Here is a 13,353-nt window from a genome sequence, read left to right as displayed (position 1 = left end):
GACCGCCCCCGACCGTGGTTTCGCTACTGGCCGCGACTGTAGTTCGGCGCCTCGACCGTCATCTGGATGTCGTGCGGGTGGCTCTCCTTGAGGCCCGCCGACGTGATCCGTACGAAGCGGCCCTTGGTCTCCATCTCGTCGATGGACGCGGCACCCACGTAGCCCATGGTCTGGCGCAGACCGCCGACGAGCTGGTGCAGCACGTTGGCGAGCGGGCCGCGGTAGGGCACCTGGCCCTCGATGCCCTCGGGGACGAGCTTGTCGTCGGAGGAGACCTCGGCCTGGAAGTAGCGGTCCTTCGAGTACGACTTGGCCTGGCCGCGGGACTGCATGGCACCGAGGGAGCCCATCCCGCGGTACGACTTGAACTGCTTGCCGTTGATGAACTGCAGCTCGCCGGGCGACTCCTCGCAGCCGGCGAGAAGGCTGCCGAGCATCACGGTGTCGGCGCCGGCGGCCAGCGCCTTGCCGATGTCTCCGGAGTACTGCAGTCCGCCGTCCCCGATCACCGGGACACCGGCGGAGCGGGCCGCGAGGGCCGCCTCGTAGATGGCGGTGACCTGCGGTACGCCGATGCCGGCGACCACCCGGGTCGTACAGATGGAGCCGGGGCCCACGCCCACCTTGACGCCGTCGACACCGGCGTCGATCAGCGCCTGGGCGCCGTCGCGGGTGGCCACGTTGCCGCCGATCACGTCGACGCCGACGCTCGACTTGATCTTCGCCATCCAGTTGAGGGCGTTGCTGTTGTGCCCGTGCGAGGTGTCGACGATCAGGAAGTCGACCCCGGCCTCGGCGAGAGCCTGGGCCCGCTCGAGGGCTTCGGGGCTGGCGCCCACGGCGGCGCCCACGAGGAGGCGGCCCTCGGCGTCCTTCGCGGCGTGCGGGTACTTCTCGGCCTTGACGAAGTCCTTGACCGTGATGAGGCCCTTGAGGATGCCCGCGTCGTCGACCAGCGGAAGCTTCTCGATCTTGTGGCGGCGCAGCAGCTCCATGGCGTCGGTCCCGGAGATGCCGACCTTGCCGGTGACGAGCGGCATCGGGGTCATGACCTCGCGCACCTGGCGGGAGCGGTCGGTCTCGAAGGCCATGTCGCGGTTGGTGACGATGCCGAGCAGCTTGCCGTTGCCGTCGGTGACGGGGACACCGCTGATGCGGAACTTGGCGCACAGCGCGTCGGCCTCGCCCAGCGTCGCGTCCGGGTGCACCGTGATCGGGTCGGTGACCATGCCGGACTCGGAGCGCTTCACGAGGTCGACCTGGTTGACCTGGTCCTCGATGGAGAGGTTGCGGTGCAGCACGCCGACGCCGCCCTGGCGGGCCATGGCGATCGCCATCCGGGACTCGGTGACCTTGTCCATCGCCGCGGAGAGCAGCGGGATGTTCACGCGTACGTTGCGGGAGATGCGGGACGAGGTGTCGACCGCGCCCGGCAGCACTTCCGATGCCCCCGGCAGCAGCAGCACGTCGTCGTAGGTCAGCCCGAGCGTCGCGAATTTCTCGGGCACTCCGTCGACGTTTGCAGTCATGACACCTTCCCCAAATGGCCTTGATCGGTGCGGATGTCCATGCTAACGGGAAGCATGGCTCTCTCATTCCACGGTCTGGAGCGCCCCCGGGGCTCGTAGGTTCCTACGGGCCGGGCGGCTGCCCTGTTCAGTACGCCGCTCCACCTCGATGCGTACCGCTGAGTCTCGTCGCGTACCGATGAGTGCGACTGAGTGCGACGCGTACCCGCGGGACAGCCCGTCCACCATGAGCCGCACGCCCCCGCGCACGGTCCCGTGCCCCGGAAGCCGCCCCCACCTGCCGCCCCCGTAAGGGGAAACGCCTACTGCTCGGCGAGGGCCCGCAGGCGGCTGAGCGCCCGGTGCTGGGCCACGCGGACCGCGCCGGGTGACATTCCCAACATCTGGCCGGTCTCCTCGGCCGTGAGGCCCACCGCGATCCGCAGCAGCAGCAGTTCGCGCTGGTTCTCGGGGAGGTTGGCCATGAGCTTCTTCGCCCACTCGGCGTCGCTGCTGAGGAGGGCGCGCTCCTCGGGGCCGAGCGAGTCGTCCGGCCGTTCGGGCATCTCGTCCGACGGCACGGCGGTCGAACCGGGATGCCGCATGGCGGCCCGCTGCAGGTCGGCCACCTTGTGGGCGGCGATGGCGAAGACGAAGGCCTCGAAGGGGCGTCCGGTGTCCTTGTAGCGAGGCAGTGCCAGCAGCACCGCTACGCAGACCTCCTGCGCCAGGTCCTCCACGAAGTGCCGCGCGTCCCCCGGCAGCCGGGACAGCCGCGTCCGGCAGTAGCGGATGGCGAGCGGGTGGACATGGGCGAGCAGATCGTGCGTGGCCTGCTCGTCGCCGTCGACCGCGCGATGGACGAGCCCACCGATGACCCCTTGGGCATGAGGCGCCTCGTCGTCACGCATCGGTCCATGGTGCCTTGGCGTCGTTCGTTCCGTGGCACCGCGTCCGTAGTTGTGCACCGAAGCGTTATGAGCAGGTGCGCCGGAACTCATCTCCTGCGCCCTCCCCTCCCGCTCGACCGACTTGTTCCCGAGGAACTCCACACCTCAAGGATGCGGCATCCGCCGGGAAACGGGGATCGGGTGCCCGAACGGCGTCATTCGATCCCCTGTCGGGCCCGGCCCCGCCCGCCTCGCGGCAGGCGGGGAAACCCGTACCCCAGCGGCGGTTCACCTAACGGACCAGGCCCCATCGGAATCCCAGCGCCACCGCGTGCGCCCGGTCCGAGGCGCCGAGCTTCTTGAAGAGCCGGCGGGCGTGCGTCTTGACCGTGTCCTCGGAGAGGAACAGCTCACGGCCGATCTCCGCGTTCGACCGGCCGTGGCTCATGCCCTCGAGGACCTGGATCTCACGCGCGGTGAGCGTCGGCGCGGCGCCCATCTCGGCCGAGCGCAGTCTGCGCGGGGCGAGCCGCCAGGTCGGGTCGGCGAGGGCCTGGGTGACGGTCGCCCGCAGTTCCGCGCGGGAGGCGTCCTTGTGGAGATAGCCGCGGGCACCGGCGGCGACCGCGAGCGCGACACCGTCCAGGTCCTCGGCCACGGTGAGCATGATGATGCGCGCACCGGGGTCGGCGGACAGCAACCGACGGACCGTCTCCACGCCGCCCAGACCGGGCATGCGTACGTCCATCAGAATCAGGTCCGAACGGTCGGCACCCCAGCGGCGGAGGACTTCCTCGCCGTTGGCCGCCGTGGTCACGCGCTCTACGCCGGGCACGGTCGCCACCGCACGGCGGAGCGCCTCTCGGGCAAGCGGGGAGTCGTCGCAGACGAGGACGGATGTCATGGCCGTCCTCCGCAGCTGATGCGCGTCACCTTGGGCCTCCAGGCTGGTACGAAATCGTCACCTGTGCGGTCGACCGACTCGGACGCTTGCCCGAGCGTTTGTTCCTTCAACCGCCTCGCACACTCAACGACGGTCACCCGAAAGAGTTACGGGGCGGGGAGCCACGTTCGGCACTCTACGTGAGGGCGCGGACACGGTGGAGACACGTGCGGCAGACCCTCAAGGTTTCATCACAAGCTATGCCCCATTCAGACCCTTTTCGTTCCATTTACTGGTGTCTGGGGCTAGATTCGCAATGAGTCATATTTTCATCTCCTTAGATCGTAGATGTACGGTCATGGGCGCGTAACCGACCAAAACGGCTACAAGGGGACAAAGCAATGGCAGATTTCTCCCGCCTTCCCGGACCGAACGCGGATCTGTGGGACTGGCAGCTCCTCGCGGCGTGCCGCGGGGTCGACAGCTCGCTCTTCTTCCACCCCGAGGGCGAGCGTGGCGCGGCACGGAGCGCTCGTGAGAACTCGGCCAAAGAGGTCTGCATGAGGTGCCCGGTGCGAGCGGAGTGCGCCGCACACGCGCTGGCGGTGCGCGAGCCGTACGGCGTGTGGGGCGGCCTGACCGAGGACGAGCGCGAGGAACTGATGGGACGGGCGCGCAACCGCCTGGTCTCGGCGTCGAGCGGGGGCGACCCGTCACCCCACTGAAGGAACGTTTCTCCGGACCGACACGCGCGCGCGTGCCCCTTCTTTCCGTCCCCCGCCGCATACCTCCCGGCTCCGGCAGCCGCTGAACGCGCCCGGCGCCGTCCTCAGCGGGCGGCGGCCCTGGCCAGCTGGTCCAGCGTGGCCGCCACGGCGGGCACCTGGGCCAGATCGGGCAGGGTCAGGGCGACGATCTCCCGCCGCAGCGCGGGCTCCACCGTCACTGTGCGTGCACCCTTGGGGCGTACGGACTCGATGGCCAGCTCGGGCAGGACCGCGACCCCGAGCCCCGCCCCGACCAGACCGACCACCGCCGGATAGTCGTCGGTCGCGAAGTCGATGCGCGGGGTGAAGCCCGCGCTCTCACAGACCTCGACCAGCTGGGCCCGGCAGCGGGGGCAGCCGGCGATCCACGGCTCGTCGGCCAGGTCGCCGATGGCGACCGCGCCCGCCCGCGCCAGCCGGTGGCCCTCGGGGACCAGACCGACAAGCCGGTCCGTGAGCAGCGGCCGGATCACCAGGTCGCCCCACTCCTCCGCGTCCGCCGAACCGGCCGCCGCGGCCCCCGTCCCGCCCTCGTAGCGGAAGGCGAGTGTCACGTCGCAGTCGCCCTCGCGCAGCATCTCGACGGAGCGCGGCGGTTCGGCCTCCTCAAGGGAGACCCGGGTGCCGGGGTGGGCGGCGCGCAGGGCGGCGAGCGCGGTCGGTACGAGTGTGGAGCTTCCGCTGGGGAACGACACCAGGCGCACCCGGCCCGCGCGCAGTCCGGCGATCGCGGCGACCTCCTCCTCGGCGGCGGTCAGACCGGCGATGATGCCCGCCGCGTGCCGTACCAGGGCCTCGCCGGCCTGGGTCAGCCGCATCTCACGGCCGGTGCGGACGAGGAGGGGGGTGCCGACGGAGGCTTCGAGGGCCTTCATCTGCTGGCTGACGGCGGGCTGGGTGCAGCCCAGTTCACGCCCCGCCGCCGAGAAGGAACCGGTGGCGGAGACGGCACGCAGGACACGCAGATGACGGGCCTCGATCACCCTTGAAGCATAAGCGAATCTTGGATTCGGGGAGGAATATCGCATCGACGCTTTGGCCCGGATCGCCTAGCGTGCCGTCATGAAGCTTCTGTCTCTGAATCTGGGGCGGCCGAAGGCCGTCGACTACACGGACCAGGCCGAGGGCGTGACCGGGATCGACAAGCGGCCGGTGGACGGGCCGGTACGGGTCGCCGCGCCCGGCCCCAAGGGCGTCGGCGGGAGCGGTCTCGCCGGGGACGCCGTGTGCGAGCTGCGGCACCACGGCGGCGACGACCAGGCGGTCTACGCCTTCGCGCGCGAGGATCTGGACGACTGGGAACGCGAGCTGGGGCGCACCCTGTCCAGCGGGATGTTCGGGGAGAATCTGACGACGGAGGGCGTCGACGTGTCCGGCGCGAAGATCGGGGAGCGCTGGCGCGTCGGCTCCGGGCTCGTGCTGGAAGTGACGTCCGGGCGGATCCCCTGCCTCACCTTCCAGGGCCACCTGGGTGAGAAGGGCTGGGTCAGGCGGTTCACGCGGAAGGGGGCGACCGGCGCGTACCTGCGGGTGATCGAGCCCGGGGAGATACGGGCGGGCGATCCGATCGAGATCGTGCACCGGCCGGACCACGAGGTCACCGCCGCCCTCCAGTTCCGCGCGGTCACGCTCGAACGGACGCTGCTGCCGAGGGTGCTGGCGGCGGGCGACGCCCTGCACCCGGAGGCACGGGCGACGGCGCTGAGGTACGTCGAGAAGTACGGCGGTCACTAACCTTGGGCCATGACAACGGCTTTGATCACAGGATCGACAGCGGGCATCGGTGCCGCCTTCGCACGGCGGCTGGCCGCCGACGGGCACAACCTCGTGCTGGTCGCGCGTGACACCGAGCGGCTCGGTGAGCAGGCGACGGAACTGCACGACCGGCACGGCATCGAGGCGGAGGTGCTGACGGCGGATCTGGCCACGGACGAGGGCATCGAGGCGGTGGCCGCCCGTGTCTCGGACCGCAAACACGCGGTCGACCTGCTCGTCAACAACGCGGGCTTCGGCAACAAGGGCCGGTATCTGGACGTACCGATGGCGGACGAGCTGAAGATGCTCAAGGTGCACTGCGAGGCGGTGCTCCGGCTGACGTCGGCGGCGGCCGAGGCCATGCGGGAGCGCGGGCGCGGCGGGGTCGTCAACGTGGCGTCGACGGCCGCGTTCCTGCCGCGCGGTACGTACGGGGCGTCGAAGGCGTGGGTCGTGCAGTTCACGCAGGGGGTGGCGAAGGACCTGGCGGGCAGCGGCGTCCGGCTGATGGCGCTGTGTCCCGGCTTCGTGCGGACCGAGTTCCACGAGCGGGCCGGGATGGGCACGGACAACATCCCCAACTGGATGTGGCTGGACGCCGACAAGGTGGTCGCCGCCGCGCTGGCCGACCTGGCCCGCGACAAGTCCCTGTCCATTCCTGACCCGCGCTACAAGGCCCTGATGGGGGTGGCGAAGGTGACCCCGCGGGGCCTGCTCGGCGGCATCAGCTCGAAGACGGGCCGCAAGTACGGGCCGCAGTGAGCGCTGCTGCCGTTGGGCGAGGAGAGCCGGTGGGTGGACCCCGGCAGCACGAAGGCCCGGTCCCCGTCGCAACGGGGTACCGGGCCTTCGTCAGGTACCGGCCGGGCGCGCGGTCGGTTCACCGCGCGCCCGGTGAAGACGCCTAGTGCGAGTGGCCGTGGCCGCCGTGGCCGGCGTCGGCCTCTTCCTCGGCCGGCTTCTCGACGACCAGGGTCTCGGTCGTGAGGAGCAGGGAGGCGATGGAGGCGGCGTTCTCCAGGGCGGAGCGGGTGACCTTGACCGGGTCGATGACGCCGGCCTTGACCAGGTCGCCGTACTCGCCGGTCGCGGCGTTGAAGCCCTGGCCCTTGTCGAGGTCGGCGACCTTGGAGGTGATGACGTAACCCTCCAGGCCGGCGTTCTCGGCGATCCAGCGCAGCGGCTCGACGGCGGCCCTGCGGACGACGGCGACACCGGTCGCCTCGTCGCCGGTCTTGCCGAGGTTGCCTTCGAGGACCTTCACGGCGTGGACGAGCGCGGAGCCACCACCGGAGACGATGCCCTCCTCGACCGCGGCGCGGGTCGCGGAGATGGCGTCCTCCAGACGGTGCTTCTTCTCCTTCAGCTCCACCTCCGTGGCGGCGCCGACCTTGATCACGCACACGCCGCCGGCCAGCTTCGCGAGGCGCTCCTGGAGCTTCTCGCGGTCCCAGTCGGAGTCCGTGGACTCGATCTCGGCCTTGATCTGGTTGACACGGCCGGCCACGTCGGCGCTGTTGCCGCCGCCGTCGACGATGGTCGTGTCGTCCTTGGTGACGGTCACACGGCGGGCGGTGCCCAGCACGTCCAGGCCGACCTGGTCGAGCTTGAGGCCGACCTCCTCGGCGATGACCGTGGCGCCGGTCAGCGTGGCGATGTCACCGAGCATGGCCTTGCGGCGGTCGCCGAAGCCGGGCGCCTTGACGGCCACCGCGTTGAAGGTGCCGCGGATCTTGTTCACGACCAGGGTCGACAGGGCTTCGCCCTCGACGTCCTCGGCGATGATCAGCAGCGGCTTCGAGGCGTTGGTCTGGATGACCTTCTCAAGGAGCGGCAGCAGGTCCTGGATCGAGGAGATCTTGCCCTGGTGGATCAGGATGTACGGGTCGTCGAGGACGGCCTCCATACGCTCCTGGTCGGACACCATGTACGGGGACAGGTAGCCCTTGTCGAAGGCCATGCCCTCGGTGAAGTCCAGCTCCAGACCGAAGGTGTTGGACTCCTCGACGGTGATGACACCGTCCTTGCCGACCTTGTCCATCGCCTCGGCGATGAGCTCGCCGACCTGGCTGTCCTGGGCGGACAGACCGGCGACGGCCGCGATGTCGGACTTCTCGTCAATGGGGCGCGCGGTCGCGAGGAGCTCCTCGGAGACCGCGGCCACGGCCGCGTCGATGCCCTTCTTGAGGAGGGCGGGGGACGCGCCGGCGGCGACGTTCTTCAGGCCCTCGCGGACGAGCGCCTGGGCCAGCACGGTGGCGGTGGTCGTACCGTCACCCGCGATGTCGTTGGTCTTGGTCGCCACCTCCTTCACCAGCTGGGCGCCGAGGTTCTCGTACGGGTCGTCGAGCTCGACCTCGCGGGCGATCGTGACACCGTCGTTGGTGATGGTGGGGGCGCCGAACTTCTTGTCGATGACGACGTTGCGGCCCTTGGGGCCGATCGTCACCTTCACGGTGTCGGCAAGCTTGTTGACGCCGCGCTCAAGGGCGCGACGGGCGTCCTCGTCGAACTTCAGGATCTTCGCCATGGAGCTGATTCAGTCCTCTCAAAAAACGAACGGCACCCCTGGCACCCGGCGCTTTTTAGTACTCGCGTTCAGTACTCGCTGGGGCCAGGGGCGCAGTTCAAAGCAAACCTGGGTGAATTACTTCTCGATGATCGCGAGCACGTCGCGGGCCGAGAGGACGAGGTACTCCTCGCCGTTGTACTTCACTTCGGTGCCGCCGTACTTGCTGTAAAGCACGATGTCGCCGGTCTTGACGTCGAGCGGGAGACGCTCGCCGTTCTCGAAACGGCCCGGGCCGACGGCCAGGACGACGCCCTCCTGGGGCTTCTCCTTCGCCGTGTCCGGAATGACCAGGCCAGAGGCGGTGGTCTGCTCGGCGTCGAGCGGCTGGACCACAATGCGGTCCTCGAGCGGCTTGATGGCAACCTTGGAGCTGGTGGTCGTCACGATCCGACCTCCCCCTTCGGAGATCTCACGGGGTTAACTGTCTGAGGTGGCGACCAGGTGGATCCGTCGTCGCGGGTGCCGGACCTGCCCGTCGCTATTGGCACTCTCCTGCGGTGAGTGCCAGAGCCGAGACTATGACCGGGATTAGCACTCGGTCAAGCGGAGTGCCAATCACCTCCGGCGGTTGGCGGCATCCGAACACCCCGGAGCGGGGTTCCTGGCGCCCGTTTTACGTCGGACAGGGGGAGGTGTCTTCGCTGGTGGACCCAGTAAGAGCTGGCCGCGCAGTTCCCCGCGCCCCTGGGGGCCGGGCTGCGCCCCACCCCCCAGCCCCCTTAGGGGCGCGGGGAACTGCGCAACGGGGGCGAGGGGGCACAGCCCCCATGTGTGGTCGGGGACGGGAAGGGGCGGCGGGGGCGAGAACCCTCTCCGGGGCCCCTGGTAGTCCTCCAGGCGCCCACGGCGAACCCCTCCGCCTGCACGCGCCGAAGCACCCCCACCACCCACCGGTCAGCCCACCCCCACCCTCCCCGCCTCCCGCGCAGTGGAGAATGTCACCCGCCCGCAACCGCCCCCACCCCCGCCAGAGAACCACCGCCGCGACCCCGCAGTCCCCGCCGCCCGCAGCGTGTCCCCGTCGTACTCCCCGTACGGCAGGCCGGAACAGCCGAGGCCGGACCCCGAACCGCTGCTTCAGCTTCTCCTGCTGACCGCAGATCTCCGCCCGCTGCCCCTCGTACGGCAGCCCCGGCAGATACGGATGGTCGAGCGTGTGGTTCTGCACGCTCGCACCGACCGCCCGCAACCGCCCCAGGTGCGCGTACCCAGGCCCCACCACGCTGTCCGTGAGGAACACGCTGACCGGCAGCCGCAGTTCCCGGACCAGGTCGACGAACCGCGGATCCCTCTCCGCGCCGTCGTCGAAGGTCAGGAAGACGACCTTGTCGCGGGTCGGGACCCGGTCCACCACGGGCGGCAGCCCGGGCCCCGCGGCCCGTAAGGCGGGCCGCCGGACGGACGGGCGCGGCGCGGCGGCGAGCGGGCCGCTCAGGCCCCAGCGGCGGTACGCCTCCACCGCCGGCCCGTGCGTGCGCACCTTCTGCGCCGCCTTCTTGCCCAGCCGCTCGATCGGGTCGACCGACTGGGCGCAGCCGGTGAGACAGAGCACGCCCGCCAGCAGAACGGCCGCGGCCCCCCGCCGCCTCACAGGTAGTCCTCCAGGCGCGCCACCGCGTACCCCTTGTCGGTGATCAGTTTCAGGAAGCGGCGGACCATGTCGGGCATCGTGCCCTTCCAGTCCTCCTTGCCGCGGAAATGGCTGAGAACGATGTCTCCGGGGCGCAGGTCGCGGTCCCACTCCCGGTACTCCCAGCGGTCGACGAAGACCTCCTCGTTCCAGAGGGGGGCCGCCTTGATGCCGCAGGCCTTGGCGGCCCGCAGGGTGTCCTCGTTGTAGTTGCCGTACGGCGGCCGGAAGAGCGTCGGGCGTTTCCCGTACCGCTTCTCGATCACGTCCTGCATCCCGCAGATCTCGCGTTTCTGCGCGGCGTACGACAGGCCCGGCATGAAGCGGTGGTGGAGGGTGTGGTTGTTCAGGGACACCCCGTCGGCGCCCATCCTCCCGAAGTACCCGTAGTCCTCCTTGACCAGGTAGTCACTGAGGAACGCGGTGTACGGGATCTTCAGCTCGCGCATCATCCGCAGGAACGCCGGGTCCTTCTCCGCGCCGTCGTCGATGGTGAGGAAGACGACCTTGTCCTTGGTGGGGATCGTCGTGAAGACGGGGGGCAGTCCGTCGTGGTCGTCCACCTCGAAGCCGTCACGGGTGGGGATGTGCGGCTTCCTCGCCGGGGCCGGCGGTGCGGGCAGCGGGGTCTTGGCCAGGCCCCATCTCTTGACCGCGGCGGCGTAAGCGCGTTGCTCCTGGCGGAGTTCGGCGGCTGCCTGCTGGCCCGCGGCCGGCTCGGTGTCCTTGGGGGCCGGGGTCGAGCAGGCGGTGGCCAGGGCGGTGGCTGTCAGCAGGGTCAGGGCCATGCGGGCCGGTTTTGCGGTTCCCCGCACCCTTGACCGAAAACTGTCAGTTTGTCGTACAAGTCGCATGGTGCCGGATACTCCCAGGTCACAAGCCCTCCCCCGGCCCGACACCGCCGTCGCGCGCGTGCCGTCCACCGACTGGCCCACAATGGGGCGGTGAACGACCTCGATCCCCCGGCCGCGTCGCCGGACTCTCCGCTCGCCTCCTTCGCCGCCCTCCGTACGTCCGAGGGACGAGCCCTTCTCGACGAGGTGCGCGGCAGCGAACCGGCCCAGGAACTGGCCGTGGCGACGCGGCTGCGGCGCGAGCACCCCGTCGGCCTCGTGTCGGCCGCGCTCGGGCAGGCGCGGCTGCGGCAGCGGGCCGCGGCGAAGTTCGGGGCGGCGGACGCGGCGGAGATGTTCTTCACGCCGAACGGGGTCGAGCAGTCGACCCGGGCGAGCGTCGCCGCGTACCGTGCCGCGCGGTTCGGGGAACTGGGGGTGCGGTCCGTGGCCGACCTGTGCTGCGGCATCGGCGGTGACGCGATCGCGCTCGCCCGTGCCGGCATCCGGGTCCTGGCCGTCGACCGGGACCCGCTGACCGCGGCCGTGGCCCGCGCGAACGCCGAGACGCTCGGGCTGGCGGAGCTGATCGAGGTGCGCGAGGCCGATGTCACCGAGGTCGACACCGCCGGGTACGACGCCGTGTTCGTGGATCCGGGGCGCCGGGGCGGGCGCGGGCGGATCTTCGACCCCGAGTCGTACTCACCGCCCCTCTCGTGGGCCGTCCAGGCGGCCCTGAAGGCACCCCTCGCCGCGCTGAAGGTCGCCCCCGGCATCCCGCACGAGGCCGTCCCCACCGAGGCCGGGGCCGAGTGGATCTCGGACGCCGGGGACGTGAAGGAGGCCGTGCTGTGGTTCGGCACCGGGGAGGCGGGTTCGGTCCGCGCGACCCTGCTGCCCGGCCCGCGCACCCTCCTCGGCCGCGGACTGCCCGATCCCGCGGTACGGCCCGTGGGACGCTTCCTGTACGAGCCCGACGGCGCCGTCATCCGCGCGCACCTGGTCGCCGAGGTGGCCGCGGATCTGGACGGCGGAGGGCTGGTCGACGAGACCATCGCCTACGTCACCGCGGACTCCGCGACGGCCACCCCGTACGCGACCGTCTACGAGATCACCGACCGGCTCCCGTTCGGCGTCAAGAAGCTCAAGGCGCTGTTGCGGCAGCGCGAGGTGGGCGTCCTGACCGTGAAGAAGCGCGGATCCGCGGTCGAGCCGGAGGAGCTGCGGCGCAAGGTGAAGCCGCAGGGCCCGCACTCGGCGACCGTGTTCCTGACGCGGGTGCAGGGCGCCCCCACCATGCTCCTGGGGCACCCCGTCACCGCACCGGAAAACTAATTGTCCAGCTGCTCCAGGGTCGCGTTCGACGGGCCCCTGCGGGACTGCTCGTCGCGTGCCACGTCCTCGGCCGCGGCCAGCACCCGTACCGAGTTCTGCCAGGTCAGCTTGGCGAGGTCCCGCTTCGACCAGCCGCGGTCCAGGAGCTCCGCGATCAGGTTCGGGTAGCCGGAGACATCGCCCAGGCCGTCGGGGGTGAACGCCGTGCCGTCGTAGTCGCCGCCGATACCCAGATGGTCGACGCCCGCCACCTCACGCATGTGGTCGAGATGGTCGGCGACCGTCGAGACGGTCGCGACCGGGCGGGGGGTGGACTCCTCGAAGGCCTGGTGGACCTTCATCGCCTCGGCGGTCGAGTCGAGGTGGTGGAAGCCCTTCTCGCGCATGTTCTCGTCGGCGGCCTCCGTCCAGTCGACGGCGGCCTGGAGGACGAACTTCGGTACGAACGTCACCATCGCCACCCCGCCGTTGGCGGGCAGGCGCTCCAGCACGTCGTCCGGGATGTTGCGCGGATGGTCGCAGATCGCGCGCGAGGACGAGTGGGAGAAGATCACCGGCGCGGTGGACGTGTCCAGCGCGTCCCGCATGGTCGTGGCGGCCACGTGGGAGAGGTCCACCAGCATGCCCAGACGGTTCATCTCGCGGACGACCCCGTGGCCGAACGCCGACAGACCGCCGACCACCGGCTCGTCGGTCGCCGAGTCCGCCCACGCGATGTTGTCGTTGTGGGTGAGGGTCATGTAGCGGACCCCCAGCTCGAACAGGCCGCGCAGCGTGGCGAGGGAGTTGTCGATCGAGTGGCCGCCCTCGGCGCCCATCAGCGAGGCGATCCGGCCCTCGGCACGCGCCGCCTCCATGTCGGCGGCGGTCAGGGCGCCCCGCAGATCGGCGGGGTAGCGCTCGATCAACTGCCGTACGCAGTCGATCTGTTCGAGGGTCGCCGTGACCGCGCCGGGCAGGTCCGAGCGCACGTACACCGACCAGTACTGCGCGCCGACGCCGCCCGCGCGCAGCCGCGCCAGGTCGGTGTGCAGATGGGCGCTCTGGTCGGCGGCGATGTCGCGGGCGCCGATGTCGTAGCGGACCTGCTCGCGCAGCGCCCAGGGCAGGTCGTTGTGGCCGTCGACCACGGGGAACTCGGCGAGGAACGCGCGGGCTTCTTCGAGAGAAGGCATGGTGG

General features: G+C 70.5%; 12 protein-coding genes and 1 pseudogene. 4 read left to right on the top strand and 9 right to left on the bottom strand.

Going from position 1 to position 13,353, the window contains the following annotated elements; translation table 11 throughout:
• Positions 1-23: 23 nt before the first annotated feature.
• The 3 genes from guaB to K3769_RS14415 all read right to left on the bottom strand — a co-directional run bounded on the left by guaB (position 24) and on the right by K3769_RS14415 (position 3,302).
• The gene (guaB, locus tag K3769_RS14425; RefSeq protein WP_267026828.1) at positions 24-1,529 is read right to left on the bottom strand and encodes an IMP dehydrogenase; all 1,506 of its coding nucleotides are present in this window, start codon (positions 1,527-1,529) and stop codon (positions 24-26) included.
• A gap of 302 nt (positions 1,530-1,831) precedes the next feature.
• Positions 1,832-2,419: a sigma-70 family RNA polymerase sigma factor gene (locus K3769_RS14420; protein ID WP_267026827.1), complete on the bottom strand. Its 588-nt coding sequence runs from the start codon at positions 2,417-2,419 to the stop codon at positions 1,832-1,834.
• A 271-nt stretch (positions 2,420-2,690) separates the two neighbouring features.
• On the bottom strand, positions 2,691-3,302 hold the full coding sequence (locus K3769_RS14415) for a response regulator transcription factor (protein WP_003948568.1): 612 nt from the start codon (positions 3,300-3,302) through the stop codon (positions 2,691-2,693).
• Positions 3,303-3,682: 380 nt separating this feature from the next.
• Here K3769_RS14415 and K3769_RS14410 point away from each other — a divergent pair, with 380 nt between their 5' ends.
• Positions 3,683-4,006 carry a WhiB family transcriptional regulator gene (locus tag K3769_RS14410; protein ID WP_210880788.1) on the top strand — a complete coding sequence of 108 codons (324 nt, stop codon included), beginning with the start codon at positions 3,683-3,685 and terminating at the stop codon, positions 4,004-4,006.
• A gap of 104 nt (positions 4,007-4,110) precedes the next feature.
• Here the strand turns inward: K3769_RS14410 and K3769_RS14405 are convergent, their stop codons facing one another.
• Positions 4,111-5,031, bottom strand: a complete 921-nt coding sequence (locus tag K3769_RS14405) for a LysR family transcriptional regulator (protein ID WP_267026826.1) — start codon at positions 5,029-5,031, stop codon at positions 4,111-4,113.
• Positions 5,032-5,110: 79 nt separating this feature from the next.
• Between K3769_RS14405 and K3769_RS14400 the strand changes: the two genes are divergently transcribed.
• Together K3769_RS14400 and K3769_RS14395 are read left to right on the top strand one after the other, a co-directional pair.
• Positions 5,111-5,782, top strand: a complete 672-nt coding sequence (locus K3769_RS14400; RefSeq protein ID WP_267026825.1) for an MOSC domain-containing protein — start codon at positions 5,111-5,113, stop codon at positions 5,780-5,782.
• 9 nt (positions 5,783-5,791) lie between these two features.
• Entirely contained in the window at positions 5,792-6,565 is a 774-nt protein-coding gene (locus K3769_RS14395) for an SDR family NAD(P)-dependent oxidoreductase (protein ID WP_267026824.1), read from the top strand.
• A gap of 142 nt (positions 6,566-6,707) precedes the next feature.
• On the opposite strand, the gene groL is transcribed toward K3769_RS14395, so the two are convergent.
• The 4 genes and pseudogenes from groL to K3769_RS14375 all read right to left on the bottom strand — a co-directional run bounded on the left by groL (position 6,708) and on the right by K3769_RS14375 (position 10,859).
• Positions 6,708-8,333 carry a chaperonin GroEL gene (gene groL, locus K3769_RS14390; protein WP_267026823.1) on the bottom strand — a complete coding sequence of 542 codons (1,626 nt, stop codon included), beginning with the start codon at positions 8,331-8,333 and terminating at the stop codon, positions 6,708-6,710.
• A gap of 117 nt (positions 8,334-8,450) precedes the next feature.
• Entirely contained in the window at positions 8,451-8,759 is a 309-nt protein-coding gene (gene groES / locus K3769_RS14385; protein ID WP_003998759.1) for a co-chaperone GroES, read from the bottom strand.
• A gap of 438 nt (positions 8,760-9,197) precedes the next feature.
• Positions 9,198-9,966, bottom strand: a pseudogene (locus tag K3769_RS41130) (polysaccharide deacetylase family protein); the annotation flags it as partial.
• Positions 9,963-10,859: a polysaccharide deacetylase family protein gene (locus K3769_RS14375; RefSeq protein WP_267026822.1), complete on the bottom strand. Its 897-nt coding sequence runs from the start codon at positions 10,857-10,859 to the stop codon at positions 9,963-9,965. The gene K3769_RS14375 and the pseudogene K3769_RS41130, both read right to left, overlap by 4 nt.
• A 90-nt stretch (positions 10,860-10,949) precedes the next feature.
• Here K3769_RS14375 and K3769_RS14370 point away from each other — a divergent pair, with 90 nt between their 5' ends.
• Positions 10,950-12,173 carry a class I SAM-dependent methyltransferase gene (locus tag K3769_RS14370; RefSeq protein WP_372514937.1) on the top strand — a complete coding sequence of 408 codons (1,224 nt, stop codon included), beginning with the start codon at positions 10,950-10,952 and terminating at the stop codon, positions 12,171-12,173.
• Here K3769_RS14370 and K3769_RS14365 read toward each other — a convergent pair.
• Positions 12,170-13,348: a dipeptidase gene (locus tag K3769_RS14365; protein WP_267031372.1), complete on the bottom strand. Its 1,179-nt coding sequence runs from the start codon at positions 13,346-13,348 to the stop codon at positions 12,170-12,172. The two genes, K3769_RS14370 and K3769_RS14365, sit on opposite strands and share 4 nt — an antisense overlap.
• Between the last annotated feature and the right edge of the window lie 5 nt (positions 13,349-13,353).

It is taken from the genome of Streptomyces ortus (assembly GCF_026341275.1).
Lineage (GTDB): Bacteria > Actinomycetota > Actinomycetes > Streptomycetales > Streptomycetaceae > Streptomyces > Streptomyces ortus.
The sequence above is the reverse complement of the archived record's forward strand: the minus strand, read 5'-3'. Positions and strand labels throughout refer to the sequence as shown.

Bases quoted from the DNA above. Each gene is read 5' to 3' on its own strand.
- guaB (WP_267026828.1), bottom strand. From the start codon at position 1,529: ATGACTGCAAACGTCGACGGAGTGCCCGAGAAATTCGCGACGCTCGGG.
- K3769_RS14365 (WP_267031372.1), bottom strand. From the start codon at position 13,348: ATGCCTTCTCTCGAAGAAGCCCGCGCGTTCCTCGCCGAGTTCCCCGTG.
- K3769_RS14415 (WP_003948568.1), bottom strand. From the start codon at position 3,302: ATGACATCCGTCCTCGTCTGCGACGACTCCCCGCTTGCCCGAGAGGCG.
- groL (WP_267026823.1), bottom strand. From the start codon at position 8,333: ATGGCGAAGATCCTGAAGTTCGACGAGGACGCCCGTCGCGCCCTTGAG.
- K3769_RS14410 (WP_210880788.1), top strand. From the start codon at position 3,683: ATGGCAGATTTCTCCCGCCTTCCCGGACCGAACGCGGATCTGTGGGAC.
- K3769_RS14400 (WP_267026825.1), top strand. From the start codon at position 5,111: ATGAAGCTTCTGTCTCTGAATCTGGGGCGGCCGAAGGCCGTCGACTAC.
- K3769_RS14395 (WP_267026824.1), top strand. From the start codon at position 5,792: ATGACAACGGCTTTGATCACAGGATCGACAGCGGGCATCGGTGCCGCC.
- K3769_RS14375 (WP_267026822.1), bottom strand. From the start codon at position 10,859: ATGCGACTTGTACGACAAACTGACAGTTTTCGGTCAAGGGTGCGGGGA.
- K3769_RS14420 (WP_267026827.1), bottom strand. From the start codon at position 2,419: ATGCGTGACGACGAGGCGCCTCATGCCCAAGGGGTCATCGGTGGGCTC.